Annotated in this window: 24 protein-coding genes; 9 read left to right on the top strand and 15 right to left on the bottom strand. The window is 55.1% G+C overall.

Annotated features, from left to right (window positions below; genetic code table 11):
* Positions 1-74 precede the first annotated feature (74 nt).
* Positions 75-1,481 carry a glycoside-pentoside-hexuronide (GPH):cation symporter gene (locus OGX75_RS20765; protein WP_047458898.1) on the top strand — a complete coding sequence of 469 codons (1,407 nt, stop codon included), beginning with the start codon at positions 75-77 and terminating at the stop codon, positions 1,479-1,481.
* Positions 1,481-2,431: a glycoside hydrolase family 43 protein gene (locus tag OGX75_RS20760; protein ID WP_286451556.1), complete on the top strand. Its 951-nt coding sequence runs from the start codon at positions 1,481-1,483 to the stop codon at positions 2,429-2,431. The genes OGX75_RS20765 and OGX75_RS20760 overlap by 1 nt, the downstream gene beginning before the upstream one ends.
* Before the next feature lie 98 nt (positions 2,432-2,529).
* Here OGX75_RS20760 and ampE read toward each other — a convergent pair whose 3' ends face one another.
* Together ampE and ampD are read right to left on the bottom strand one after the other, a co-directional pair.
* Positions 2,530-3,384, bottom strand: coding sequence for a beta-lactamase regulator AmpE (ampE, locus tag OGX75_RS20755; protein ID WP_286451555.1), 855 nt, complete (start codon positions 3,382-3,384; stop codon positions 2,530-2,532).
* Positions 3,381-3,944, bottom strand: coding sequence for a 1,6-anhydro-N-acetylmuramyl-L-alanine amidase AmpD (gene ampD / locus OGX75_RS20750; protein ID WP_012134055.1), 564 nt, complete (start codon positions 3,942-3,944; stop codon positions 3,381-3,383). Before ampD ends, ampE begins: the two co-directional genes overlap by 4 nt.
* Before the next feature lie 87 nt (positions 3,945-4,031).
* On the opposite strand from ampD, the gene nadC reads away from it, so the two are divergent.
* The 4 genes from nadC to hofC all read left to right on the top strand — a co-directional run bounded on the left by nadC (position 4,032) and on the right by hofC (position 8,475).
* A complete protein-coding gene (gene nadC, locus OGX75_RS20745) occupies positions 4,032-4,925 on the top strand; it encodes a carboxylating nicotinate-nucleotide diphosphorylase (RefSeq protein ID WP_012134056.1) in 894 nt (297 codons plus the stop codon).
* A gap of 524 nt (positions 4,926-5,449) precedes the next feature.
* Positions 5,450-5,887 carry a prepilin peptidase-dependent pilin gene (gene ppdD, locus OGX75_RS20740; protein WP_047458901.1) on the top strand — a complete coding sequence of 146 codons (438 nt, stop codon included), beginning with the start codon at positions 5,450-5,452 and terminating at the stop codon, positions 5,885-5,887.
* A 10-nt stretch (positions 5,888-5,897) separates the two neighbouring features.
* The gene (gene gspE, locus OGX75_RS20735) at positions 5,898-7,283 is read left to right on the top strand and encodes a type II secretion system protein GspE (protein ID WP_286451554.1); all 1,386 of its coding nucleotides are present in this window, start codon (positions 5,898-5,900) and stop codon (positions 7,281-7,283) included.
* Complete coding sequence (gene hofC / locus OGX75_RS20730) at positions 7,273-8,475, top strand: protein transport protein HofC (RefSeq protein WP_286451553.1); 1,203 nt, start codon at positions 7,273-7,275, stop codon at positions 8,473-8,475. Before gspE ends, hofC begins: the two co-directional genes overlap by 11 nt.
* Positions 8,476-8,508: 33 nt before the next feature.
* Here the strand turns inward: hofC and OGX75_RS20725 are convergent, their stop codons facing one another.
* Positions 8,509-9,552, bottom strand: coding sequence for a GMP reductase (locus OGX75_RS20725; RefSeq protein WP_275055277.1), 1,044 nt, complete (start codon positions 9,550-9,552; stop codon positions 8,509-8,511).
* Positions 9,553-9,777: 225 nt separating this feature from the next.
* Here OGX75_RS20725 and coaE point away from each other — a divergent pair, with 225 nt between their 5' ends.
* Genes coaE through yacG form a run of 3 tightly spaced genes read left to right on the top strand, consistent with a single transcriptional unit; the run spans position 9,778 to position 11,345 of the window.
* Positions 9,778-10,398: a dephospho-CoA kinase gene (gene coaE, locus OGX75_RS20720; protein WP_012134062.1), complete on the top strand. Its 621-nt coding sequence runs from the start codon at positions 9,778-9,780 to the stop codon at positions 10,396-10,398.
* The gene (gene zapD, locus OGX75_RS20715; RefSeq protein ID WP_219935996.1) at positions 10,398-11,141 is read left to right on the top strand and encodes a cell division protein ZapD; all 744 of its coding nucleotides are present in this window, start codon (positions 10,398-10,400) and stop codon (positions 11,139-11,141) included. The genes coaE and zapD overlap by 1 nt, the downstream gene beginning before the upstream one ends.
* Before the next feature lie 9 nt (positions 11,142-11,150).
* Entirely contained in the window at positions 11,151-11,345 is a 195-nt protein-coding gene (gene yacG / locus OGX75_RS20710; protein WP_047458910.1) for a DNA gyrase inhibitor YacG, read from the top strand.
* A 95-nt stretch (positions 11,346-11,440) separates the two neighbouring features.
* Here yacG and mutT read toward each other — a convergent pair whose 3' ends face one another.
* The 12 genes from mutT to murD all read right to left on the bottom strand — a co-directional run bounded on the left by mutT (position 11,441) and on the right by murD (position 25,951).
* Positions 11,441-11,830, bottom strand: coding sequence for an 8-oxo-dGTP diphosphatase MutT (gene mutT, locus OGX75_RS20705; RefSeq protein ID WP_049010061.1), 390 nt, complete (start codon positions 11,828-11,830; stop codon positions 11,441-11,443).
* Between the two features lie 58 nt (positions 11,831-11,888).
* Positions 11,889-14,594: a preprotein translocase subunit SecA gene (gene secA, locus OGX75_RS20700; protein ID WP_012134066.1), complete on the bottom strand. Its 2,706-nt coding sequence runs from the start codon at positions 14,592-14,594 to the stop codon at positions 11,889-11,891.
* A 61-nt stretch (positions 14,595-14,655) separates the two neighbouring features.
* Positions 14,656-15,162, bottom strand: coding sequence for a secA translation cis-regulator SecM (gene secM / locus OGX75_RS20695; RefSeq protein ID WP_199976505.1), 507 nt, complete (start codon positions 15,160-15,162; stop codon positions 14,656-14,658).
* A gap of 401 nt (positions 15,163-15,563) precedes the next feature.
* Complete coding sequence (lpxC, locus tag OGX75_RS20690) at positions 15,564-16,481, bottom strand: UDP-3-O-acyl-N-acetylglucosamine deacetylase (protein ID WP_012134068.1); 918 nt, start codon at positions 16,479-16,481, stop codon at positions 15,564-15,566.
* Positions 16,482-16,581: 100 nt separating this feature from the next.
* A complete protein-coding gene (gene ftsZ / locus OGX75_RS20685) occupies positions 16,582-17,733 on the bottom strand; it encodes a cell division protein FtsZ (protein WP_004857884.1) in 1,152 nt (383 codons plus the stop codon).
* A 61-nt stretch (positions 17,734-17,794) separates the two neighbouring features.
* A complete protein-coding gene (ftsA, locus tag OGX75_RS20680; protein ID WP_003018755.1) occupies positions 17,795-19,057 on the bottom strand; it encodes a cell division protein FtsA in 1,263 nt (420 codons plus the stop codon).
* On the bottom strand, positions 19,054-19,884 hold the full coding sequence (gene ftsQ, locus OGX75_RS20675; protein ID WP_012134069.1) for a cell division protein FtsQ: 831 nt from the start codon (positions 19,882-19,884) through the stop codon (positions 19,054-19,056). The genes ftsA and ftsQ overlap by 4 nt, the downstream gene beginning before the upstream one ends.
* Before the next feature lies 1 nt (position 19,885).
* Positions 19,886-20,806, bottom strand: a complete 921-nt coding sequence (locus tag OGX75_RS20670) for a D-alanine--D-alanine ligase (RefSeq protein WP_012134070.1) — start codon at positions 20,804-20,806, stop codon at positions 19,886-19,888.
* Positions 20,799-22,274 (bottom strand): UDP-N-acetylmuramate--L-alanine ligase, encoded by a 1,476-nt coding sequence (gene murC / locus OGX75_RS20665; protein ID WP_286451552.1) that lies wholly within the window; start codon positions 22,272-22,274, stop codon positions 20,799-20,801. Before murC ends, OGX75_RS20670 begins: the two co-directional genes overlap by 8 nt.
* A gap of 52 nt (positions 22,275-22,326) precedes the next feature.
* Complete coding sequence (murG, locus tag OGX75_RS20660; RefSeq protein ID WP_012134072.1) at positions 22,327-23,394, bottom strand: undecaprenyldiphospho-muramoylpentapeptide beta-N-acetylglucosaminyltransferase; 1,068 nt, start codon at positions 23,392-23,394, stop codon at positions 22,327-22,329.
* A complete protein-coding gene (gene ftsW / locus OGX75_RS20655) occupies positions 23,391-24,635 on the bottom strand; it encodes a cell division protein FtsW (RefSeq protein WP_024130710.1) in 1,245 nt (414 codons plus the stop codon). Before ftsW ends, murG begins: the two co-directional genes overlap by 4 nt.
* Entirely contained in the window at positions 24,635-25,951 is a 1,317-nt protein-coding gene (murD, locus tag OGX75_RS20650) for a UDP-N-acetylmuramoyl-L-alanine--D-glutamate ligase (protein WP_012134074.1), read from the bottom strand. Before murD ends, ftsW begins: the two co-directional genes overlap by 1 nt.

Genomic DNA, 25,951 nt, shown 5'->3' with positions numbered 1-25,951 from the left:
CGGCGTTATCCTGCAACGCAATTACTTCGCTTGCGCAGAATAATTCTCTACATCATCTGATGGGAGACGTTTCAATGGAAAAGGGTAAGCTGTCGATAAAAGAAAAAATCGGCTATGGCATGGGTGACGCCGGATGCAACATCATCTTTGGCGCCATAATGCTGTTTGTTAACTATTTTTATACAGATATTTTTGGGCTGGCTCCCGCTCTGGTCGGTGTATTACTCCTCTCCGTTCGCGTGATTGATGCCGTTACCGACCCGATTATGGGCGCAATCGCCGATCGTACCCAAAGCAAATACGGGCGATTTCGTCCCTGGCTACTGTGGATTGCCTTCCCTTATGCGCTGTTCAGCATCCTGATGTTCACCACCCCGGAATGGACATATAACAGCAAGGTTATCTATGCGTTTGTCACCTATTTCCTGCTATCGATTACCTACACCGCCATCAATATTCCCTACTGCTCATTAGGCGGCGTCATCACCAACGATCCGCAAGAGCGCGTGGCCTGCCAGTCATACCGTTTTGTGCTGGTCGGGATTGCCACTCTGCTGTTGTCATTAACGCTGCTGCCGATGGTGGAGTGGTTTGGCGGCGACAATAAAGCCAAAGGCTACCAGATGGCGATGACCGTACTGGCGATTATCGGCATGTGCATGTTCCTGTTCTGCTTCGCCACCGTTCGTGAACGCATTCGTCCTGCCGTTCCTACCCATGATGACATGAAGAACGATTTCAAAGACGTATGGAAAAACGATCAATGGGTGCGCATCCTGCTGCTGACATTGTGCAACGTCTGTCCGGGTTTTATCCGCATGGCGGCAACCATGTATTACGTGACCTGGGTAATGGGGCAAAGCACTCACTTCGCCACCCTTTTCATTAGCCTTGGCGTGGTGGGAATGATGATCGGCAGTATGCTGGCGAAAGTGCTGACCGACCGCTGGTGCAAACTGAAGGTCTTCTTCTGGACCAATATCGCGCTGGCGCTGTTCTCCTGCGCCTTTTACTTCTTCGATCCAAAAGCCACTACGCTTATCGTGGTGCTTTACTTCCTGCTTAACATCCTGCATCAGATCCCTTCCCCGCTGCACTGGTCGCTGATGGCAGACGTCGATGACTACGGCGAATGGAAAACCGGCAAGCGCATCACCGGCATCAGTTTTTCCGGCAACCTGTTCTTCCTGAAACTGGGTCTGGCGATTGCCGGAGCAATGGTCGGTTTCCTGTTATCCTGGTATGGCTACGACGCTGGCGCCAAAGCGCAGAGCGACACGGCAATCGGCGGTATTGTTCTGCTCTTCACTGTGATCCCCGGCGTCGGCTATCTGATCACCGCCGGCGTGGTTCGCCTGCTGAAAGTGGATCGCGAACTGATGAAACAGATTCAGAAGGACCTGGAAAAACGCCGCGCCAACTACCGCGAGCTCAACGATGACCCGCAATTTAACGTCGCTGAAACAGTAAGGAAAGCCTGATGCAAAACTGGCCCAACCCGTTTATTGAACAACGCGCCGATCCGTTTATTCTTCGCGACGGCAACCATTATTACTTTATCGCCTCGGTGCCGGAGTATGACCGGCTGGAGATCCGTCGGGCAAACTCGCTGGAAAACTTACGCACCGCCTCCCCTGTCGTCGTCTGGCGTAAACCTGAAAGCGGCCCGATGTGCGAGCTTATCTGGGCGCCAGAGATTCACCGCATCGACGGCAAGTGGTACATCTATTTCGCCGCCGCGCATACCCAGGCGCTCGACAAACTGGGAATGTTCCAGCACCGTATGTTTGTCCTGGAGTGTACAGATGCCGACCCGCTCAGCGGCGTCTGGGAAGAAAAAGGTCAGGTCAAAACACCATTTGATACCTTCGCGCTGGATGCCACGACTTTTAGCCATCAGGGAAAACAGTGGTATTTGTGGGCGCAGAAAGCGCCGGATATCGCCGGAAATTCCAATATCTATCTTGCCGGGCTGGAAAATCCGTGGACGATCAAAGGCGCGCCGGTGATGCTCAGCAAACCGGAATATGACTGGGAGTGCCGGGGTTTTCGCGTCAATGAAGGGCCTGCGGTTATAACGCACGGCGATAAGCTGTTTATCAGCTATTCCGCCAGCGCCACCGACGAAAACTACTGTATGGGTCTGCTGTGGATTGATATGCATGCCGATCCGCAAAATCCGGCAAACTGGCACAAATCACCGCGTCCGGTCTTTACCACCAGCAATGAAAACCGCCAGTATGGGCCAGGGCACAACAGCTTTACCCAAACGCCGGAAGGCGATGATGTACTGGTCTACCATGCGCGAAATTATACGGAGATTGAAGGCGATCCGCTGTACGATCCGAACCGTCATACCCGCCTGAAGCTGATTCGCTGGGACGAAAACGGAATGCTAGATTTTGGCATCCCGCCTGCGGATACCGTCTGAGCACGTTGCCCGGCGGCGCTGCGCTTACCGGGCCTATAAACCTATAAATGAGTGATGCCGTAGGCCGGATAAGCGCAGCGCCATCCGGCAAAACGACATTACACCAGCGCTCCATAAATGGTCAGAAACGCGATCGCCACCACCACCACCAGAGACGTTTTCTTCGCCATTGAGACAGCGGCTTTCGGCGTTTCGACCTTATCCGTGTGCGGCTCGCGGGCCAGCGAGAACTGTGCCAGACGCGTCAATACCTGGTACTGGGACGTGCGCAGATCCGCCAGCGAAACAAACCAGGCGGGCAGCGCCTTCTCGCCATGCCCCAGCAGCGCATAAACCACGCCAGCCAGACGCACCGGAATCCAGTCCAGAACATGAAGAATCGCGTCAATGCCAGACTGCAAACGTTGATGCGGCGTTTGATAACGCGCCAGCCAGGACTGCCAGGCGCGCAGAAACGCATAGCCGACCAGCGTCACCGGCCCCCACGGGCCGCCGACAATAAACCAGAACAGCGGCGCCAGATAGAAGCGGAAATTTATCCAGAGCAGCGCATTTTGCAGCTCGCGCAAAAACTCCCGTTCGTTGCAGTCTGGCGGCACGCCGTGGATCAGCGTCAGTTCGTTAGCCATCGCTTCACGGGCATGGGCATCATTACGGGAAGCCGCGTTCAGGTACGCGTGATAATGCAGACGAACCTTCCCTGCGCCAATACACAACACACCAATCAGTATCCAGACCACCAGCGTGGGAGCGTTAAACAGTAAACCTTCCAGCGCACGCAGCAGCAGGAACGTCACCGCCATCGCAACAATCGTCATCCCCAGCGTACGCACCATCGAAAAATGCGTCGTCCGGCGGAACAGGACCTCCAGTCGGTGGTCGAGGTGCCAGTGCTCACCCAGCTTGAACAGGCGCTCAACAATCAGCACCAGTAATGTCGTAAACAGCGTCATGTCATCTCCTTGTGTGACGAGGCGGTGACCAGCGCGCGAAACTTCGCCCAGTCGAAAGACGGACCGGGATCGGTTTTACGCTCAGGCGCAATATTGCAGTGTCCGGTCATGTTGTCGGCTATCGCCGGGTAAAGCGCAATCAGCGTGCGCGTCACGGCGGCCAGTTGCTGATACTGCGCATCGGTATAAGCCAGCGTGTCCGTTCCCTCCAGCTCGATACCAATGGAAAAATCATTACAGCGCTCACGCCCCTGATAGTTCGACACGCCCGCATGCCAGGCACGCTTGTCGAAAGGGACATACTGCACAATTTCGCCATCACGGCGAATCAGACAATGTGCCGAAACGCGCAAATGGGCAATCTCGGCAAAAAAAGGATGGGCAGCGGGATCGAGTGTTCCGGTGAATAGCGCATCAATCCACGGACCACCAAACTCGCCTGGCGGCAGGCTGATATTGTGCACCACCAGCAAAGAAGGGGTTTCGTCATCCGGGCGGCAGTCAAAATGAGGAGAGGGGACGCGTCGCGCCTCCGCCAGCCAGCCCTTGTCTAACAGCATACAGAACCTCCTTTTATATGGTGCAGTTATCCGGTTCAGAGTAGCATGTTTCTACCTTATGATTCGTTACCAATTTGGAGTTTTATCATGCCGCCTCGCCGCTACAACCCTGACTACCGACGTGACGCGCTGTTGGAACGCATAAATCTGGATATCCCCACCGCTGTCGCCCAGGCGCTGCGTGAAGATTTAGGCGGAGAAGTTGACGCAAATAACGATATTACCGCGCAGCTTTTACCGGAGAACACCCGTTCTCACGCCACGGTGATTACCCGTGAAGATGGCGTATTCTGCGGAAAACGTTGGGTAGAAGAGGTCTTTATTCAACTGGCCGGCGATGATGTCAGCATCACCTGGCGCGTACAGGACGGCGACAGCATTAAAGCCAACCAGCCGCTGTTTGAACTGGACGGACCGTCTCGCATCCTGCTGACCGGCGAGCGCACCGCGTTGAACTTTGTTCAGACGCTTTCCGGCGTCGCAAGCGAAGTCCGTAAATACGTTGATTTGCTGGCGGGGACAAAAACGCAACTGCTGGACACCCGCAAAACCCTACCGGGTCTGCGAACCGCATTAAAATACGCCGTATTGTGCGGCGGCGGCGCGAATCACCGTCTGGGGCTTTCCGACGCCTTTCTGATTAAAGAGAACCACATCATCGCTTCCGGCTCAGTGCGCCAGGCAGTCGAGAAAGCCTTCTGGCTGCATCCTGATGTGCCGGTTGAAGTTGAAGTTGAGAATCTGGATGAGCTGGACGACGCGCTGAAAGCGGGCGCAGACATCATCATGCTGGATAACTTCGAAACGGATCAGATGCGTGAAGCGGTGAAACGCACCAACGGACAGGCGCGGCTGGAAGTTTCCGGCAATGTCACTGATGAAACCCTGCGCGAATTTGCCGAAACCGGCGTGGATTTTATCTCCGTTGGCGCGCTGACCAAACATGTGAGAGCGCTCGATCTCTCCATGCGTTTTCGCTAACGCCGAATTGTCATGCCCGATGGCGCTTTGCTTATCGGGCCTACAAATGATGCAAATCCCGGCTGATAATGCCCGGTGGCGCTCCGCTTATCGGGCCGACAAATGATGCAACGCCCTGCCAATAATGCCCGATGGCACTTCGCTTATCGGGCCTACAAATGATGCAACACCCTGCCGATAATGCCCGATGGTGCTTCGCTTATCGGGCCGACAAACGATGTAACGCCCTGCCGATAATGCCCGATGGCGCTCCGCTTATCGGGCCTACAAATGATGCAACACCCTGCCGATAATGCCCGGTGACGCTTTGCTTATCGGGCCGACAAATGATGCAAATCCGTAGGCCGGATAAGGCGTTTACGCCGCCATCCGGCACATTTTTTCGGGCTGCCTCGCAAACCTGTTGCCTTGCTATGCAACCCGCCAACAATCTTCTGAATCCCCTTTCCCGTTTCGATTTTTGCCGCTCGCGAATTATCCCCTACGTTTGCCAAAGTAGCGCCTGTTAACTCAAGGAGCAGACAATGGACAAACAACGCGGATTTACGCTTATCGAACTGATGGTGGTGATCGGCATTATCGCCATCCTGAGCGCCATCGGCATTCCGGCCTACCAGAACTACCTGCGCAAAGCCGCACTGACGGATATGTTGCAGACATTCGTTCCTTACCGCACCGCCGTCGAACTCTGCGCGCTGGAACACGGCGGCATTGCAACCTGCGACGCCAGCAGCAACGGCATCCCCTCTCCGACCACCACCCGCTATGTCTCTGGCATGAGCATAGAAAAAGGCGTGGTAATGCTCACCGGGCAGGAGAGTCTCAACGGCCTGAGCATCACCATGACGCCCAACTGGGATAACGCCAACGGCATCACCGGCTGGACGCGCAGTTGCAACATCCAGAGCGACAGCGCGCTGCAACAGGCTTGTGAAGATGTTTTCCGCTTTGACGCCAGCTAAGGAGAACGCGATGAACATCACGCAACTTACGGCGCTGTGCCTGCGTCATCAGGGAATATTGCTCGATGCCGATAACGAGGTGGTTCACGTCGCGGTCGTGGATTCACCGTCCCATGAACTGCTGGACGCCCTGCACTTTGCCACAACAAAGCGGATCGACATTGTCTGCTGGACTCGTCAGCAAATGGAAGGCCATATGCATAAGCCGCGGAAAATGCTCCCGGCCGTCATTGCCGACGATAGCCGCACAGCGGCGGAACTTTTGCAGCAGATGCTGGAATCCGCGCGGGCAAAACGCGCTTCCGACATCCACATTGAACCTGCGGAAAACCACTACCGAATCAGGCTACGCGTGGATGGCGTACTTCATGCCTTGCCCGGCGTGTCATCCGTCACCGGCGCGGCACTGACGGCAAGATTAAAGGTACTGGGCAATCTGGATATTGCCGAACATCGACTCCCGCAAGACGGGCAATTTACCGTGACGCTTGCGGGCAATTCGGTTTCATTTCGTGTCGCGGTCCTCCCCTGCCGGGACGGTGAGAAAGTGGTGCTGCGGTTACTTCACCAGGTCGAGCAGGCGCTTGATCTCAACGCGTTAGGCATGCCTGATACGCAACTCGCCCTGCTCATGCAGGCGCTACGGCAACCGCAGGGACTGGTTCTGGTGACAGGCCCTACCGGCAGTGGAAAAACCGTAACGCTCTACAGCGCGCTACAGGCGCGCAACACCCAGGATGTGAATCTCTGTAGCGTAGAGGACCCGGTCGAAATTCCTGTCGAGGGCCTTAATCAGACACAAATTCATCCGCGCGCCGGACTTACCTTTCAGAGCGTATTACGCGCGCTGCTGCGTCAGGACCCCGACATTATAATGGTGGGCGAAATCCGTGATGGCGAAACGGCAGAAATTGCGATTAAAGCCGCGCAAACCGGCCACCTGGTGCTGTCCACGCTGCACACCAACTCCACCAGTGAAACGCTGATACGTTTACAACAGATGGGCGTCGCGCGTTGGATGATCTCATCCGCCCTGACGCTGGTCGTCGCCCAGCGACTGGTCAGAAAATTATGCCCGTACTGCCGTCATCTTGCCGCAGAGTCTGTCTCGCTTCCCGCCGCGCTATGGCCTACCACGCTTCCCCGCTGGCAAGCGCCCGGTTGCGAACGTTGCTACCACGGATTTTATGGGCGTACCGCGCTCTTCGAGGTTTTGCCTGTTACGCCCGCATTGCGACAGTTGCTTATCAACAATGCAACCGTTGAGGCGCTGGAGTCCTGCGCCCGACAGGAAGGGATGAGTACGCTTTTTGAGAACGGCTGTCATGCGGTTGAACAAGGATTGACGACCTTTGAAGAACTCCTGCGCGTTCTGGGGCTACCCCATGTCAGCTAAACAGCTTTGGCGCTGGCAAGGGATTAACGCCACGGGCCATTCGGAAGAGGGGGCCTTATGGGCTGACGATCGTGCCGCACTGCTCGTTGCTCTGGAACATCAGCACATCATGCCGATACGCGCAAAACGCTTGAGCGTTAAAGCGGCACACTGGCGCGCAGAACAAAGCGCGGAGATCGTCCACCAACTGGCGACGCTTCTCAAAGCGGGGCTTACGCTTTCCGAAGGACTGACATTGCTTGCCGGGCAGCATCCCTGTCGACAATGGCAGGCGCTGCTGCAAACGCTGGCCCATAACCTGGAGCAAGGCGCCCCGCTTTCTTCCGCGCTGGCGCAATGGCCGCAGGTCTTTCCTCCACTCTATCAGGCGATGATCCGTACCGGGGAACTTACCGGAAAACTCGATGAATGCTGCTTTGAGCTGGCACGTCAGCAAAATGCCCAAAAACAGCTTGCTGACAAAGTCAAAAAAGCGCTGCGTTATCCCATCATAATTCTGACGATGGCCGTGATGGTTGTTTTCGCCATGCTGCACTTTGTCCTGCCGGAGTTTGCCGCTATTTACCGGACATTCAATACGCCGTTACCGGCACTGACGCAGGGCATCATCACACTGGCGCAGTGGAGTGCCCAATGGGGCTGGCTGATGGCGCTGCTCGGTATCGCAACGGGGGTAATCTACGGTTTGATAATAAAAAAACCGTACTGGCAGATTCAACGCCAGCGTCTTCTGCTGCGCTGTCCCGTTATTGCACGCCTGGTCAGAGGCCAAAAACTCACGCAGATTTTCACCATCCTGGCATTAACGCAACGCGCCGGAATCCCCTTTTCACAAGGGCTGGAAAGTGTCGCAGAAACCCTGAATTGCCCTTACTGGTCTCAGCGTTTAGCTCAGGTTCATCGCGATATTCATGCCGGAAAACCGGTCTGGCAGGCGCTTAAAAATGCCGGTGAGTTCAGCCCATTGTGCATACAGTTGGTCATGACCGGTGAAACTTCCGGCGCGCTGGATGCAATGTTGCATAACCTTGCCCGGCACCACGGTGAGAATACGCTATCGCTGGCGGATAACCTGGCGGCGCTACTGGAACCCGCCTTGCTTGTTATCACAGGGGTCATTATTGGTACGTTGGTCGTGGCAATGTATTTGCCCGTTTTCCATCTGGGGGATGCAATGAGCGGTATGGGATAATGCTGGCGCATTGTGCTGCGCCAGCGCACGGGATTACAGGCTATTGAAAATGCGGTTTTCTTGTTCCTGTACCCGAATAAACGTCGTGCGTTTCGTCAGCTCTTTCAGACGGGAGGCGCCAACGTAGGTACAGGCTGAACGCAGACCGCCGAGGATATCACGCGCGGTGTATTCCACCGGGCCACGCAGCGGCAGCTTAACGGTTTTCCCTTCTGCTGCACGATATTGCGCAACGCCGCCAACGTGACGGGTCATAGCGGATTCAGAACTCATGCCATAGAACAGCATAAATTTCTCGCCATTCTCTTCAACAATTTTACCGCCGCTTTCTTCATGGCCTGCCAGCATACCGCCCAGCATCACGAAATCCGCGCCGCCGCCGAACGCTTTTGCGACATCGCCAGGCATGGTGCATCCGCCATCGCTGACAATCATACCGCCCAGACCATGCGCGGCATCGGCGCATTCAATCACCGCAGAAAGCTGCGGATAGCCCACGCCAGTTTTCACACGCGTGGTACATACGGAGCCAGGCCCAATCCCGACTTTTACAATATCCGCGCCGGAGAGAACCAACTCTTCACACATTTCACCGGTCACCACGTTACCGGCACAAATGGTTTTTGTCGGCCATGCTTCACGCGCCTTTGAAACAAACTGCACGAAGTGTTCGGAGTAACCATTTGCCACATCAATACAAACAAAGTTCAGTGCCGGGCTCTGCGCCAGAATCTGTTTGGTTTTTTCGAAATCAGCATCGGAGGTGCCTGTTGAAACCATCACATGCCTGAGAACATCCTCAGAGGCGGTACTGGTGAAAGCGTTCCAGTCCTCAACGGAATAGTGCTTATGTACGGCAGTCAGAATGTCGAACGATGCCAGAGCGATTGCCATCTCGAAAGTCCCGACGGTGTCCATATTGGCCGCGATAATCGGCACGCCGGACCAGGTCTGACCTGAATGTTTAAAGGTGAATTGACGTTCCAGTTCAACATCAGAACGACTTTTGAGAGTAGAGCGTTTAGGGCGGATAAGAACGTCTTTGAAACCTAATTTCAGATCTTCTTCGATACGCATGTGCGGATTCCTGGGGTTAATGGCGAAAAAGCGAAACTCACAACTCCAGTGACGTTATCATACGCACTAATCAGGCTTGCGCAAGACTGCGAAATTCTCTTTTTTTACGCTACAATCCCATAAATTTACCTGGCGAATAGTAGATAATGCCTACAGTAATATCGCCTTCGCGCGCTCAACTTTTAACCATTTGATTATCAAACCTAAATCCCAGGATCTGGACTTATGAGGTATACAGTAGCCTTAACCGGCGGCATTGGCAGTGGTAAAAGCACCGTTGCGAATGCATTCGCTGACCTCGGAATAAACGTTATCGACGCCGATATTATTGCGCGTCAGGTGGTTGAACCCGGTCAACCCGCCCTTATGGCGATCGCTGAACATTTTGGTTCTGCACTTATCGCGCCAGACGGTTCGCTACAACGCCGGATGTTGCGCGAACGTATCTTTGCCAGTCCTGAAGAGAAGTCCTGGCTGAATGCCCTGCTCCATCCGTTAATTCAGCAGGAAACCCGGCGTCAGTTTCAGCAGGCAACGTCCCCTTACGTGCTATGGGTTGTGCCCCTGCTCGTCGAAAATGCGCTGTATAAACAAGCCAATCGCGTTCTGGTGGTCGACGTGACGCCCGAAACGCAGCTCTTGCGAACCATGCAGCGCGATGATGTGACGCGTGAACATGCTGAACAAATTCTGGCTGCCCAGGCAACGCGTGAAGCACGCCTTGCCGTGGCAGATGATGTTATTGATAATAATGGCGCACCGGACGCTATCGCGTCGGATGTCGCCCGCCTGCACGCGCGCTATTTACAGCTTGCGTCGCAGTTTGTCTCACAGGAAAAACCGTAATGCACACCCAGGTCCTTTTTGAACACCCTCTCAATGAGAAGATGCGTACATGGCTGCGCATTGAGTTTCTGATTCAGCAACTCTCCGTCAATTTGCCCCTCGCAGATCATGCGGACGCTCTGCATTTTTTCCGTAACATCGGGGATTTGCTGGATGTGTTCGAACGTGGTGAAGTGCGGACCGAGTTGCTAAAAGAGCTTGAGCGTCAGCAGCGCAAACTTCAGGCCTGGGTTGAAGTGCCGGGGGTTGACCAGAGTCGAATTGAGGCTCTGCGCCAGCAATTGAAGATGGCGGGCAGCATTTTGATTTCTGCTCCGCGTATCGGGCAGCAGTTACGTGAAGATCGCCTGATTGCTCTGGTTCGTCAGCGCCTGAGTATTCCTGGCGGTTGTTGTAGTTTTGATTTGCCGACCCTGCATATCTGGCTGCATTTGCCGCAGGAACAGCGTGATGCGCAGGTTGAAACCTGGATCGCCAGCCTGAATCCGCTCAATCAGGCATTAACGCTGATCCTGGATTTGATTCGTAATTCCTCGCCGTTCCGTAAGCAAACCAGCCTGAATGGTTTTTATCAGGACAATGGCGATGATGCCGACTTGCTGCGTTTGCAACTGGCGCTTGATTCACAGCTCTATCCGCAAATTTCCGGGCATAAGAGCCGCTTTGCGATTCGCTTTATGCCGCTGGATAGCGAAAATGGGCTGGTGCCTGAGCGCCTCGATTTCGAACTGGCATGTTGTTAAGGAGTAAAGATGTCAGAAACTATCACCGTTAGCTGCCCAACCTGCGGGAAAACCGTTGTCTGGGGCGAAGTGAGTCCGTTCCGTCCATTTTGTTCTAAACGCTGCCAGTTGATCGATCTCGGCGAGTGGGCCGCTGAAGAGAAGCGTATTCCAAGCTCTGGCGACTTGTCAGAAAGCGACGACTGGAGTGAAGAGCAGAAGTAATTCAACTAAAACGTAGGGCGGGCAAGCGTAGCACCCCCGCCATAATTTGCCGGATGGTGGCGTTGCCTTATCCGGCCTACGAACTACGAACACCATTAGCCAGCAATCAGCTTTTCAATTACTGGCGCATTCGCGGGCGGGAAATCTTCCGCATTCAGAGCATCTTGCGCAATCCACCGTCCCGGTTGCCCCTCTTTTCCCCACGGCTCCCCTTCCCAGTGATCAACTAACCAGAACCACAGTGTGATGTGCCTGTCCGGGAACTGATATTCCAGCTTTTCAAATAGCGTCGCTTCACGCGGGGTGATCCCTACTTCTTCCTGCAACTCCCGGATCAGCGCCTGCTCCGGCGTTTCGCCCGCTTCGATTTTCCCGCCGGGAAACTCCAGTTTATTGGCCATATGAGCATCGGCCGCACGTTGGGTAATAAAAATTTCGTGGTTCGGGTTGCGAATAATCCCGACAGCGATTTGCAGTTTTTTCATACGGTTACATCCATAAAAAAGGCGCAGTCACCTGCGCCTCATTGTCTTTATTCAGACCTTAGCTCAGACGGCCGTGGCACTGTTTGTATTTTTTACCGGAACCGCAAGGGCAAGGATCGTTACGACCCACTTTACGATCGCCCGTTTGCGCTGCCAGAGCAGCCGCCGCTGCGCTGTCGTCATCCTGATGACTAAGCTGCTGCATCTGCGCTAAACGTTCGGCTTCTTCGCGGCGCTGTTGTTCCATCGCCTCCACTTCTTCAGGCATACGAACCTGAACTTTGCTCAGCGTACTGACCACTTCATACTTCAGCGATTCCAGCATTGCTGCAAACATGGAGAAGGACTCGCGCTTGTATTCCTGCTTCGGATCTTTCTGCGCATAGCCACGCAGGTGGATACCCTGACGCAGGTAATCCATCGCCGCCAGGTGCTCTTTCCACAGCGAATCGAGAGTTTGCAGCATGACGCCTTTTTCGAAGTGACGCATCATCTCTGCGCCAACCACTTCTTCTTTACGCTGATACACTTCGATTGAGTGTGCCAGAATACGCTCACGCAGCGTCTCTTCGTGCAGCTCCGGCTCTTTATCCAGCCACTCGGCAATTGGCATATCCAGATCGAAGTCGTTTTTCAGACGTTCCTGCAAACCCGGAATATCCCACATCTCTTCCAGCGACTGCGGCGGAATGTACGCATCGATCGTCACTTTAAAGACGTCTTCACGAATGCTGTTGATGGTTTCGCTGACATCGCTGACATCCAGCAGTTCGTTACGCTGGGTGTAAATGGCGCGACGCTGATCGTTCGCGACATCATCGTATTCCAGCAGTTGCTTACGAATATCGAAGTTACGGCTTTCAACTTTACGCTGCGCATTAGCAATCGCTTTAGTCACCCACGGGTGCTCAATGGCTTCACCTGGTTTCATACCCAGTTTACGCATCATGCCCGACACACGGTCAGAGGCAAAAATACGCATCAGCGCATCTTCCATTGACAGGTAGAAACGGGAAGAGCCCGCATCGCCCTGACGACCGGAACGACCACGCAACTGGTTGTCGATACGGCGAGATTCGTGGCGCTCAGTACCGATGATGTGCAGACCGCCAGACGCCAGCACCGCCTCATGACGAACCTGCCAGTCCGCTTTGATCTGCGCGATCTGCTCTGGCGTTGGGTTTTCCAGCTCCGCCACTTCAGCCTGCCAGCTACCGCCCAGCACGATGTCCGTACCACGACCGGCCATGTTGGTGGCGATAGTGACCGCAGCCGGGTAGCCCGCCTGTGCAACAATCGCCGCTTCGTTGGCGTGGAATTTGGCGTTCAGAACGTTATGCTTGATGCCCGCTTTGGTCAGCTCATTAGAGACCACTTCAGATTTTTCGATCGAGATCGTACCCACCAGTACCGGCTGGCCGTTCGCGGTACGCTCTTTGATGTCTTCAATGATCGCCTGAATTTTTTCCGCTTCGGTCATGTAGACCAGATCCGGCATATCCTTACGGATCATCGGACGGTTGGTCGGAACCACAACGGTATCCAGCTTATAGATGGAGCTGAATTCGAACGCTTCCGTATCCGCTGTACCGGTCATACCGGCCAGTTTCTCATACAGACGGAAGTAGTTCTGGAAGGTGATGGATGCCAGCGTCTGGTTCTCGTTCTGGATTTCCACGCCTTCTTTCGCTTCCACAGCCTGGTGCAGACCGTCGGACCAGCGGCGACCCTGCATGGTACGACCGGTGTGTTCATCAACGATAATCACTTCGCCATCTTTAACGATGTAATCCACGTCGCGGGTAAACAGCGCGTGCGCGCGCAGCGCGGCGGTTACGTGGTGCATCAGCATGATGTTACCCGGAGAGTACAGGGACTCGCCTTCATCCATAATGCCTTCTTTCACCAGCAGTTCTTCGATCAGCACCAGACCGCGTTCCGTCAGGTTGACCTGACGCGCTTTCTCATCAACGGAGAAGTGACCTTCACCCTGGAAGGTATCAGAGTCTTCTTTCTCCTGGCGAATCAGGTGCGGGATGATCTTGTTTACTTTCTTGTACATTTCCGAGCTGTCTTCAGCCGGGCCGGAAATGATCAGCGGCGTACGCGCTTCATCGATCAGGATGGAGTCGACCTCATCCACCAGCGCATAGTGCAGTTTACGCTGTACGCGCTCTTCCGGGCTGAACGCCATGTTATCGCGCAGGTAGTCAAAGCCGTATTCGTTGTTGGTGCCGTAAGTGATGTCGGCGGCGTAAGCTTCACGTTTTGCTGGGGCAGGCATGCCCGGCAGGTTAATACCGACGCTCATCCCGAGGAATTCAAACAGCGGGCGGTTGTTTTCAGCATCACGTTGCGCCAGATAGTCGTTCACTGTGACGACGTGTACGCCCTTACCGCTTAACGCGTTCAGGTAAGCAGGCAGCGTTGCGGTCAGGGTTTTACCTTCACCGGTACGCATTTCCGCGATACAGCGATCGTTCAGCACCATACCGCCCAGCAACTGGACGTCAAAGTGACGCATGCCGAATACGCGCTTACTCGCTTCACGAACCACGGCGAACGCTTCCGGGATCAGGCTTTCAACGCTTTCGCCTTTCTCCAGACGCACGCGAAACTCTGCCGTTTTCCCTTTCAGTTCGTCATCGGAGAGTTTTTCCATCTCCGGTTCCATGGCATTGATGATGCCGACCGCTTTACGCATACGACGCAAGGTACGATCGTTACGACTACCGAATACTTTGGTTAACAATTTGATTAGCATAATAAAATCTCAAACGCCCCGCGATGCGGAGTCTCTATAATTAGTTGAAGGTTTTTTGTTTTTAGCTGAGGCGTTGAGGGCCAGCGCGGATTCCCTGCGCCTGACTTATCCAGGCGGGAACGCTAAATGAGGCCTGAGGCGTAAAGTGCGCACGGGCGACGCGACGTACAATCGTTGGCGGTGTGCCTTCCTGCGTCAGCATCGCGCTGAGCGTGTTCAGTAACGCAATATGGTGCGCCTGAAGTGGCGAAGACTCTTCAACAACCGGCAGCGTTTGCGGCGCCATGGCAAAAGAGAGATGGCGGATAACCGTGCGAATCGCATGCTGATGCCAGTAGTCGACGGTAAAATTCGGGCGGCGGTTACTCGCCTCCAGCAGCGCGAGCTGGCTGAAGTTAACCTTAGCAGATTGATCGTGATTACTGGCGGTCGCTTTCGCCGGCGTATTAGGCTCGGCTGCGTTACTGAGAGCGGGCAGACCAAAGCTAGCCGCGACCATCCCCAATAAGAGATGCGGCCAGAAGTACCGTCTACCTAACTGTCGCCAGCGCGTCAGTATTCCACTCACGTCATTGCCACCCTGATATGCCCGGCATGTGGGCTTACGAATTCAAAACGTTTTTTGCGCACAAATCTTACCATTAAAGCGTACGCTCTACAGCAGTAATGACATGGCGCTGAGGATAAAAATGCTTAAGAAAGCAGCGAACGCACTGTATTTCGGTTCAGCGGCAGAGAAAAAGGCGAAGGCAAACGCCGTACGGAAGAGATAAAAAAACGACTGGCTTACCTGGCCGGAGAGGGTGCCAGATTAACCAGTCGAATTTATGCGACAGGTATACACTTCATCCTTCAAGCTGCCTCTTTGTTGGCTGCCTTCTCTCACCCCAGTCACGTACTGGTCGTACGTTCCTGGGAATTCGCTCAGTTGCCGTCTTGATGCAACTTGAATGATTTTGTGTATAGCTATTATGCCAGTACAGTCGAAGGCGCTTTGAAAGCCAACGGCAGTTCTGCGTCGTCCTGGAAAGTCACATATTCCCAGGCTTCCTGTTTCGCCAGGACAGCCTGCAACAGTTTGTTATTCAATGCGTGACCGGACTTATACGCGGTAAACGCACCAATAATGTTGTGACCGCACATGAACAAGTCACCGATCGCGTCGAGCATTTTGTGACGAACAAATTCGTCTTCAAAACGCAGGCCGTCTTCGTTCAGTACGCGATAATCGTCAACAACGATGGCACAATCGAAGCTGCCGCCCAGGCACAGGCCACGGGACTGCAAATATTCGATATCACGCATGAAACCGAAGGTACGCGCACGGCTGATCTGGCGCATGAATGCATCCGCAGAGAAGTTCATCGCATAGCGCTGGCTGCTGGAATCAATCGCCGGATGGTTAAAGTCGATGGTGAAATCCAACGTAAAACCATTGTACGGCTTAAATTCAGCCCACTTATCGCCATCTTCGACGCGAACCGTCTCTTTGATGCGTACAAATTTTTTGGCGCAGTTCAGCTCATCAATACCCGCATCAAGCAGCAGGTAGACAAACGGAGCAGCACTGCCATCCATGATCGGGATTTCCGGCGCATCGACTTCGATAACGATATTATCGATACCCAGACCCGCCAGAGCAGCGTTAAGGTGCTCTACGGTTGAAATCCGTACATCATGCTCGTTGACCAGACACGTACAGAGCATGGTATCACGCACAGATTTGGCATCGGCCGGGAAATCTACCGGTGGATTCAAGTCGGTGCGACGATAGATGACCCCGGTGTTGGCCGGCGCAGGGCGTAAGGTCAGGGTGACTTTCTTGCCGGTATGTAAACCGACACCTGTCGCCTGAACGATACGTTTAAGTGTCCTTTGTTTGATCATCGTATAATCTCGCCAAATTACCTATCCAACCGAAGTGTACTATACATTCGGTGGGCCAGTTTAGCACAAAGAGCCGTGAATCCCAAATTCCAGCCAATTCTTAATCGGCTTGCTTACGCAGGAACGCAGGGATATCCAGATAATCCGGTTCTTTTGCCGTTTGCGGCGTATTGTCGTTCACCACTTTTGCGACCGGCTTCTGCTCTTGCGTCAGCGGCGCCATGCCGTGCTGCTGGTAACGATCCATCACCGGCTGCTGTACCTGTTTGTTGGTCACCAGGGTGATTTCAGGACGCTTGTCCATACCAATACCGGTTGCCACAACGGTGACGCGCAGTTCGTCGTTCATATCCGGGTCCAGAGAAGTACCGATAACCACGGTCGCGTTATCCGACGCAAAAGCACGGATGGTGTTACCGACGGTTTCGAACTCATCCAGACGCAGGTCGAAGCCCGCAGTGATGTTAACCAGCACGCCGCGCGCGCCAGACAGATCGATATCTTCCAGCAGCGGAGAAGAGATCGCCATTTCTGCCGCTTCTTCCGCACGGTCTTCACCGCTTGCCACGCCGGAGCCCATCATCGCGTAGCCCATTTCGGACATCACGGTGCGCACGTCTGCAAAGTCGACGTTCATCAGACCCGGGCGGGTAATCAGCTCAGCGATACCCTGAACCGCGCCTTTCAGCACGTCGTTCGCCGCGCCAAACGCATCCAGCAGGGAGATACCGCGTCCCAGCACTTTCAGCAGTTTGTCGTTCGGGATGGTGATCAGCGAGTCCACATGTTTGGACAGCTCAGTAATACCCTGCTCCGCAAATGCCATGCGCTTCTTGCCTTCGAAGTTGAAAGGCTTCGTCACCACGGCAACGGTCAGGATACCTAAATCTTTTGCCACTTCCGCAACCACTGGCGCTGCACCGGTACCGGTACCGCCGCCCATGCCTGCTGCGATAAACACCATGTCTGCGCCGTCAAGCGCTGCACGCAGTGCTTCACGATCTTCGTCCGCCGCATTGCGACCGACTTCCGGGTTTGCACCCGCGCCCAGACCTTTGGTGATGCCGCTACCAATCTGAATGGTCTGCCCAACCGCAGTCTTACGCAACGCCTGAGCGTCGGTATTCACCGCGAAGAATTCAACACCTTCGATGCGCTCGCGCACCATGTGTTCAACGGCATTACCGCCGCCGCCACCGACGCCGATGACTTTAATCACCGCGTCGTTGGTCAGTTCCATAGGTTCAAACATAGTTTCTCTCCGTTTTGTGCCTGTCGCCTGAGACCGTTAATAGTCGCCGGTCTCATAAAAATTAAAACTCTTTTCGCAGCCAGCTATTAAGTCGCTTGATCCACGAGCCAACTGATGCCGTAACACGTTTTTCCACTTCCGCTTCGCCACTTAAGTGGGACTCTTTCCCGTAGTGAAGCAGCCCCACCGCCGTTGAGTAGTACGGCTCCTGGGCATAATCCGTCAGTCCGGTAATATTCAGCGGCGCGCCAATACGCACTTGCGTATGGAACACGCGCTGAGCACAGGCAGCAAGACCTTCAATTTGCGCCGCGCCGCCGGTTAATACAATCCCCGCCGCCAGATGATGTTTCACACCCTGCTGGCGAAGCTGTTCCTGTAATTGCAAAATCTCTTCGTTGACCAGGTTGAGCAGCTCGGTGTAACGCGGCTCAATCACCTCCGCAAGCGTCTGACGTTGCAGGCTACGCGGCGGACGACCGCCCACGCTCGGCACTTCAACGCTTTCGTCTTTGCCGACGATAGAGCCCAGCGCGCAGCCGTGACGCACTTTGATGGCTTCAGCATCGCTCGGCGGCGTACCGAAGGCATACGCGATATCGCTGGTCACGACATTCCCTGCGTAAGGGATTACCTTGGTATGGCGCAACGCCCCGCCAGTATAAACGGCGATATCCATTGTACCACCACCGATATCAACCACGCAGACGCCCAGTTCACGTTCATCTTCCGTTAAAACGGAGTAACTGGCCGCTAACCCGGCAAATATGAGTTGGTCAACTTTCAGGCCACAACGTTCCACCGCTTTAACGATGTTTTTCGCCATGTCGTTGTGGCATGTGATCAAGTGCACTTTTGCCTGCATACGCACGCCGGAAAGGCCAACCGGATTCTTAATGCCTTCCTGGTAATCGATCGCATATTCCTGCGGAATGACATGCAGTACACGATGCTCATCACGCACGCGCACCGACTTCGCGGTATGCACGACGTTTTCCACATCTTCCTGCGTCACTTCTTCTTCGGAGATCGGCACCATACCAATTTCATTCTGACAGCTAATGTGCTTGCCAGAAAGCGCCAGATACACCGAGGAGATCTGGCAATCCGCCATCAGCTCCGCCTGGTCAATGGCGCGCTGTACGCACTTCACCACTGACTCGAGGTCGTTCACCCCGCCTTTATCCATACCTCGCGACGGGCAACTGCCCACGCCAATGATATTGACCATACCGTCGGGCAGAACTTCCCCTACTAAAGCGGCAACCTTCGCGGTGCCAATCTCCAGTCCTACTACCAGTTTTCTGTCCGTCGCCTTGATCATTGTTGTTCTGCCTGTGCCTGATTCTGTTGCTGATTAGATTCCTCTGGAGGTAAGGGTGCCCACCCTACTGCCGCCCCCGAGTCATAACGCAAATCAACGTAGCTTATCCGTTTGCCATCGGTTTGCGCCTGCTGCTGTAAAACCGGATAAAGTTCTACAAAGCGAGCCAAACGTTTCATCGTATCGCCCCTGCCGAGGTTGAGCTTAATATCGTTATTCAGCGTCAACTGCCAGGAACGACGCGCGGTCATTGCCGCTTCCTTCAGGGTGAATCTGTCCTTAGCCAGCACCTGCCCCATATCGCGATACCCCTGCAACACTTCACTCGCGCTGCCTTCCGGGCCATACAACATGGGTAATACCTGTTTACTGGTTCGCTCTGCCGGTACGCTGAAGGTATTGCCTTCGGCATCAACCATATGCTGATCATTCCAACGCGCAATCGGCACATATTCAACCAGATGAATCTTCAATTCATCAGGCCATTGCTTTCTGACGCTGGCCTGTTTAATCCACGGTAAACGCTCTATCTGGCTCTGGATAATGTTCACATCCTGAGTCATAAACGTACCCGGCGCGCCCAACGCCAGAATCGACTGGCGGATGTCATCATTGCGCGTGTAATGCCGCTCGCCGGTCAACACCAGTTTCGACAACGGCAAACGCTGCGCGTCTTCCATCCAGCCCAACACAACCCAGCCGCTGACAAACACGGTGCAGAGCACCGTCAGCAGGAACAGTATTCCTGCAAGACGCGTTCCATTATTGCGCCGTGAAGAAGACACCTCTTCATCACTGTTTCGCGTGTTCAGCGCAGCCTGCGACATATCAGTCCGCCAACTCCAGAATTCGTACCACCAACTGCGAGAAGCTCATGCCCGCCTGACGCGCCGCCATCGGCACCAGACTGTGGCTGGTCATACCCGGCGAGGTATTCGCTTCCAGCAGATAAAACTGGCCATCGCTGTCCAGCATGACGTCGATGCGGCCCCATCCTTTGCAACCCAACGCGGTCCACGCTTTCAGGACCAATGTCTGCAAAATAGCCTCTTGTTCCTCTTCCAGACCTGCCGGGCAGAAATATTGTGTCTCATCAGAGAGATACTTCGCCTCATAATCATAGAAGGTTCCGGCGGGTTGGATACGAATTGACGGTAAAATTTCTTCACCGAGTATCGCAACCGTAAATTCCGGGCCACTGAGCCATTTCTCAATCAGTACTTCTTCATCATGCTGAAAAGCCAATGCTAATGCTGCCTGCAAAGCATTTTCTTCTACCACTTTCGACATGCCGACGCTGGAACCTTCACGGCTCGGCTTCACAATCAGCGGCAAACCCAGCGCAGAAATTCGCGTTAGCGCGTCGTCGCTAAGCCCTTTTTCAAACTCAGCGCGCGTCAATGCCACCCACGGCGCAACCGGTAATCCGGCGCCCTGCCACAGCAATTTGCTGCGCAGTTTATCCATTGAAATTGCTGAAGCCATCACCCCGCTGCCGGTATAGGGCAGGCCAATCAGATCCAGCATCCCTTGCAGCGTGCCATCTTCGCCGCCGCGACCATGCAACGCAATAAACACCTTCTGAAAACCCATTGATTTCAGCAGGGTGACATCAACCTCTTTCGGGTCGATCGGATGCGCATCCACGCCGCCTTCGCGTAACCCGGCCAGCACCGCCGCGCCGGAATTCAGCGAAACATCACGTTCGGCGGAGGTTCCACCCAACAGGACCGCGATTTTATCAGCCATGTTGCTCCTCCTCCTGGGTTTGCGGCTTCAGTTTAATTTCAGCTAAGGTGCGCGCAATTTTGCCGATATTTCCCGCGCCTTGCACCAAAATCAAATCATTACCGGTTAATACCGGCGCCAGCATTTGCGCAACCTGCGCCGGTTCGGAGACCAGAATCGGGTCAATTTTACCGCGACCGCGAATCGTACGGCACAGCGAACGGCTGTCCGCTCCCGGAATTGGCGCTTCGCCTGCGGCGTAAACATCCAGCATTAACAGCGCGTCAACCTGCGTCAGCACATTGGCGAAATCGTCGTACAGATCGCGCGTACGCGTGAAGCGGTGCGGCTGGAAAACCATCACCAGATTTTTATCCGGCCAGCCTGCACGCGCGGCCTTAATGGTGGCGTCGACTTCCGTTGGATGATGGCCGTAATCATCGACCAGCATCGCCGTCCCTGCTTTACCGTTTACCGGCTCAAGCGGGAATTCACCGAGGAAATCGAAGCGACGCCCGGTGCCCTGGAAGCTTTCCAGCGCGCGCAGAATCGCCTCGTCGTCAATCCCTTCTTCGGTCGCCACCGCCACGGCAGCCGCCGCGTTCAGCGCATTGTGGCGGCCCGGCGCATTCAGCGTCACCTGCATTGCAGGTTTATCCTGACGCAGCAGCGTAAAATGCCCCTGCGGCCCAACCTGCTGGTACTCTTCCACACGCACGTCAGCGTCGTCGCTAAAACCATAAGTTGTGGTCTGACGGCCCACGCGCGGCAGCAGCTCGCGGATCACCGGATCGTCAACACACATCACTGCACGACCATAAAACGGCAAATTGTGCAGGAAATTAATAAAGGTCTGCTTCAAATTTTCGAAGTCGCCCTGGTAAGTATCCATATGGTCGGCTTCAATATTGGTGACAATCGCCACCATCGGTTGCAGATGCAGGAACGACGCATCGCTCTCATCCGCTTCCGCAATCAGATAACGGCTGTGGCCTAAACGCGCATGCACGCCAGCCGCTTTCACCAGCCCACCGTTGACGAAGGTCGGGTCCAGCCCCGCTTCCGCGTAAATGCTGGAGACCATCGCGGTGGTCGTTGTTTTACCGTGCGTCCCGGCAATGGCGATGCCGTGACGAAAACGCATTAACTCCGCCAGCATCTCCGCGCGGCGGATCACCGGAATACGCGCTTCATGCGCCGCGACAATCTCCGGGTTATCCGCAGAGATCGCGCTGGAAACCACCACCACGCTCGCATCGCGCACGTTTTCCGGGCGATGATTGAAGAAAATGGTGGCGCCGAGGTTCGCCAGTTGCTGCGTAACCGGATTCGGCGCTAAATCAGAACCACTGATCTGATACCCTTCATTGGCCAGAACTTCGGCAATACCGCCCATACCGGCACCACCGATGCCGACAAAGTGGATGTGCCGAACGCGACGCATTTCGGGCACGATAGAACGCAGTTTTGCCAGTTGTTGTGTATTCATTCTTTACGCCATTCACTTCTCAATTCATGCGGTGCAAAAGGCACCGCCACAATTACGCCCGGGCAGCCCGGCTCACTTCATTTGCAACACGCTCGGTGGCATCTGGAATAGATGCAGCGCGGGCACGTTCTGCCATGGTTAATAACGTTTCTCGCGACCACCCGGACAGGGTGCTGGCGACGGCATCCACAGTAAACTGCGGCTGCTCAAAAATTTTGGCGGCCCCCGCTTTCTCCAGCGGCAGGGCATTCCAGTACTGCTGCCGGTCTTTATGCTGAAACGGCACAAACAGCGCGGGCAAACCGGCGGCGGCGATTTCACTCACCGTTAACGCGCCAGAGCGGCAAACGACAACATCCGCCCACGCATAGGCTGCGGCCATGTCATCAATAAATTCCGTCACCTTATGCTGCGGTTGCCCCGCCCCGGCATAAGCCTGCTCTACGGTCTGCTGCGCGCCTTTACCGCTTTGATGCCAGATAGTGACCGTATCGCCCAGTTTTGCCGCAACCTGCGGCAGCGTCTGGTTCAATACCCGGGCCCCCTGAGAGCCACCCACCACCAGCACGCGAATCGGCCCTTCACGTCCGGCCAGGCGTTCTTGCGGCAAGGGGAGCGCCAGTACGTCAGTACGTACCGGGTTTCCGACCACGTCCGCTTTCGGAAACGCGCCGGGAAAAGCCTGCATCACCGTCGTGGCGATTTTCGCCAGCCACTTATTGGTCAACCCTGCAATGCCGTTTTGCTCATGCAGCACAACCGGAATACCCAGCGACCACGCCGCCAGACCGCCGGGGCCAGAGACATAGCCGCCCATGCCGAGCACCACATCAGGCTTAAACTGCTTCATGATCGCCCGCGCCTGGCGCCAGGCGTTAAAAATACGCAGCGGTGCCGCCAGCAGCGCTTTCACGCCTTTTCCGCGCAAACCGGAAATGCGAATGAAATCAATCTCAATGCCATGCTTTGGCACTAAATCCGCTTCCATACGATCGGCGGTTCCGAGCCAGCGTACTTGCCAGCCCTGGTCCATTAAATGGTGCGCGACGGCCAGTCCTGGGAACACATGTCCGCCAGTACCGCCCGCCATCACCATTAACCGCTTCGGTTGACCACTCATCGTGAACCTCGTGTAAACGCCTGCGCTTTTTCCAGACGCGTTTCATAATCAATACGTAACAAAAACATGATGGCCGTCGACATGATCAGCAAACTGGAACCACCATAACTGATCAGCGGCAGCGTCAGACCCTTCGTTGGCAGCATGCCTGCCGCCGCGCCGACGTTGACCAGCGCCTGGAAGCTGAACCAGATTCCAATCGAGCAGGCCAGGAATCCTGAAAAACGGTGATCAATCTCCAGCGCCTTACGGCCAATCGACATCGCGCGAAAAGCGACGAAGAATACCATTAAAAGCGCCAGTACCACACCGATATAACCCAGTTCTTCCCCAATAATGGCGAAGATGAAGTCAGTATGCGCTTCCGGCAGATACTCCAGTTTTTGTACCGAGTTCCCCAGCCCCTGCCCCCACATCTCACCACGGCCAAATGCCATCAGGGATTGCGTCAGCTGGTAGCCGCTGCCAAACGGATCTTCCCAGGGGTTCCAGAAAGAGGTCACACGGCGAATACGATACGGTTCGGCGAGGATCAGCAGGATCACCGCCGATATCCCCATGCCGATGATGGCAATGAACTGCCATAACTTCGCCCCGGCGAGAAACAGCATCGCCAGCGTGGTAACGAACAGCACCACCACCGTCCCGAGATCGGGCTGCGCCAGCAGCAAAATCGCCAGCACCAGAATCACGCCCATCGGTTTTAAGAAGCCGCGCAGGTTATTACGCACTTCATCAACTTTGCGCACCAGATAGTTGGCGAGGTAGCAGAACAGCGACAGTTTGGTAAATTCCGCAGGCTGAATACGCAGCGGCCCCAGCGCAATCCAACGCGATGCCCCGTTAACTGAGCTACCCACCACCAGCACGATCAACAACATGATGATCGACGCGATCAGCATCGTGGTGCTGTACTTTTGCCAGAACTCCATCGGTAAACGCAGCGTGATCATCGCCAGGCAAAACGCCAGGAGTATGTACAGCGCGTCACGCTTGGCAAACAGGAAAGGATCGTTCGCCAGACGTTGTCCGACAGGCATTGACGCCGACGTCACCATGATGAAACCGATCGCCGCCAGGCCAAATGTCAGCCAGAGCAACGTGCGGTCGTACATGATCAGGCTATCGTCGTCTTTATCGCGCGACGCCATCACCCAGCCTTTAAGCGCCGTAAAGACCCATACCAGGATTCCAAATCCCGGCAGGCGCGGCATTCTCAGGCGAGGGAGAGATAAACGCATCAACCTAACTCCTTCGCCAGACGGGTAAAGACATCGCCCCGTTGCTCAAAATTCTTAAACTGATCGAGGCTGGCGCAGGCCGGAGACAGCAGGACCATATCGCCCGGTTGCAAACGCGGCGCCAGCAGACGCATCGCCTCTTCCATCGTCTCAGTTTGTTCTGCGATTTCCGGGCGCAGCGCCGCCAGCTGCGCGCCATCACGACCAAAGCAGTACAGGCGAACGCGATCGCCGCCCAGGTAACGGGTGAGCGAAGAGAAATCCGCCGATTTACCATCGCCGCCGAGCAGCAGGTGCAGCGTACCGTCTACGTGCAGGCCATTCAGCGCCGCTTCCGTGCTGCCTACGTTGGTGGCTTTGGAGTCGTTAATCCAGCGCACGCCGTTATGCTCCAGCGCCAGCTGGAAGCGATGCGCCAGGCCGGTAAAGGTCGTCAACGCTTTCAGGCTGCTGGCGCGCGGTAAACCCGCCGCATCGGCCAGCGCCAGCGCCGCCAGCGCATTGGTGTAGTTGTGCTGGCCGGAAAGCTTCATCTCTTTCACGTTCAACACTTTTTCACCCTTCACCCGCAGCCAGGTCTCGCCCTGCTGGCGATTGAGGTGATAATCCCCCATGTTGACGCCAAAACTGACGCAACGCGCATCCGCGCCGCGTACCGGCATGGTCAGCGCGTCATCGGCATTCACCACGCAAACTTTCGCATTCTCATACACGCGCAGTTTTGCCGCGCGATACTGTTGCAGACCAAACGGATATCGGTCCATATGGTCTTCGGTAACGTTCAGGATGGTTGCGGCAACGGCCTGTAGGCTGGATGTCGTTTCCAGCTGGAAGCTGGAAAGCTCCAGTACGTACAGCTCGCGAGCGGCGTCCAGCAGCATCAACGCAGGCAGACCGATGTTACCGCCAACGCCCACGTTCACGCCCGCCGCTTTCGCCATCTCACCTACCAGCGTGGTCACGGTGCTTTTCCCGTTCGATCCGGTGATCGCCACGATCGGCGCCTGCGCTTCGCGACAGAACAGTTCGATATCGCCGACAATCTCAATACCCGCATCGGCGGCAGCGCTCAGTGAAGGGTGCGCCAGAGCAATACCAGGGCTGGCGACAATCAGATCCGCCGCCAGTAGCCAGTCATCATTCAGGCTGCCGACGTGACGCTCTACCGCTTCCGGTAATTTGTCCAGACCCGGCGGCGTCGCACGGGTATCCATTACGCGCGGCGTTACGCCGCGCGCCAGGAAAAAGTCCACGCAGGAAAGTCCGGTCAATCCCAGACCAATAATGACGACTTTTTTACCCTGGTAATCAGCCAT

Source organism: Citrobacter sp. CK199, from assembly GCF_030333285.1.
Taxonomy (GTDB): domain Bacteria; phylum Pseudomonadota; class Gammaproteobacteria; order Enterobacterales; family Enterobacteriaceae; genus Citrobacter_B; species Citrobacter_B koseri.
Note: the sequence above shows the minus strand (reverse complement) of the source record. Positions and strands in the feature narration are given on the sequence as shown.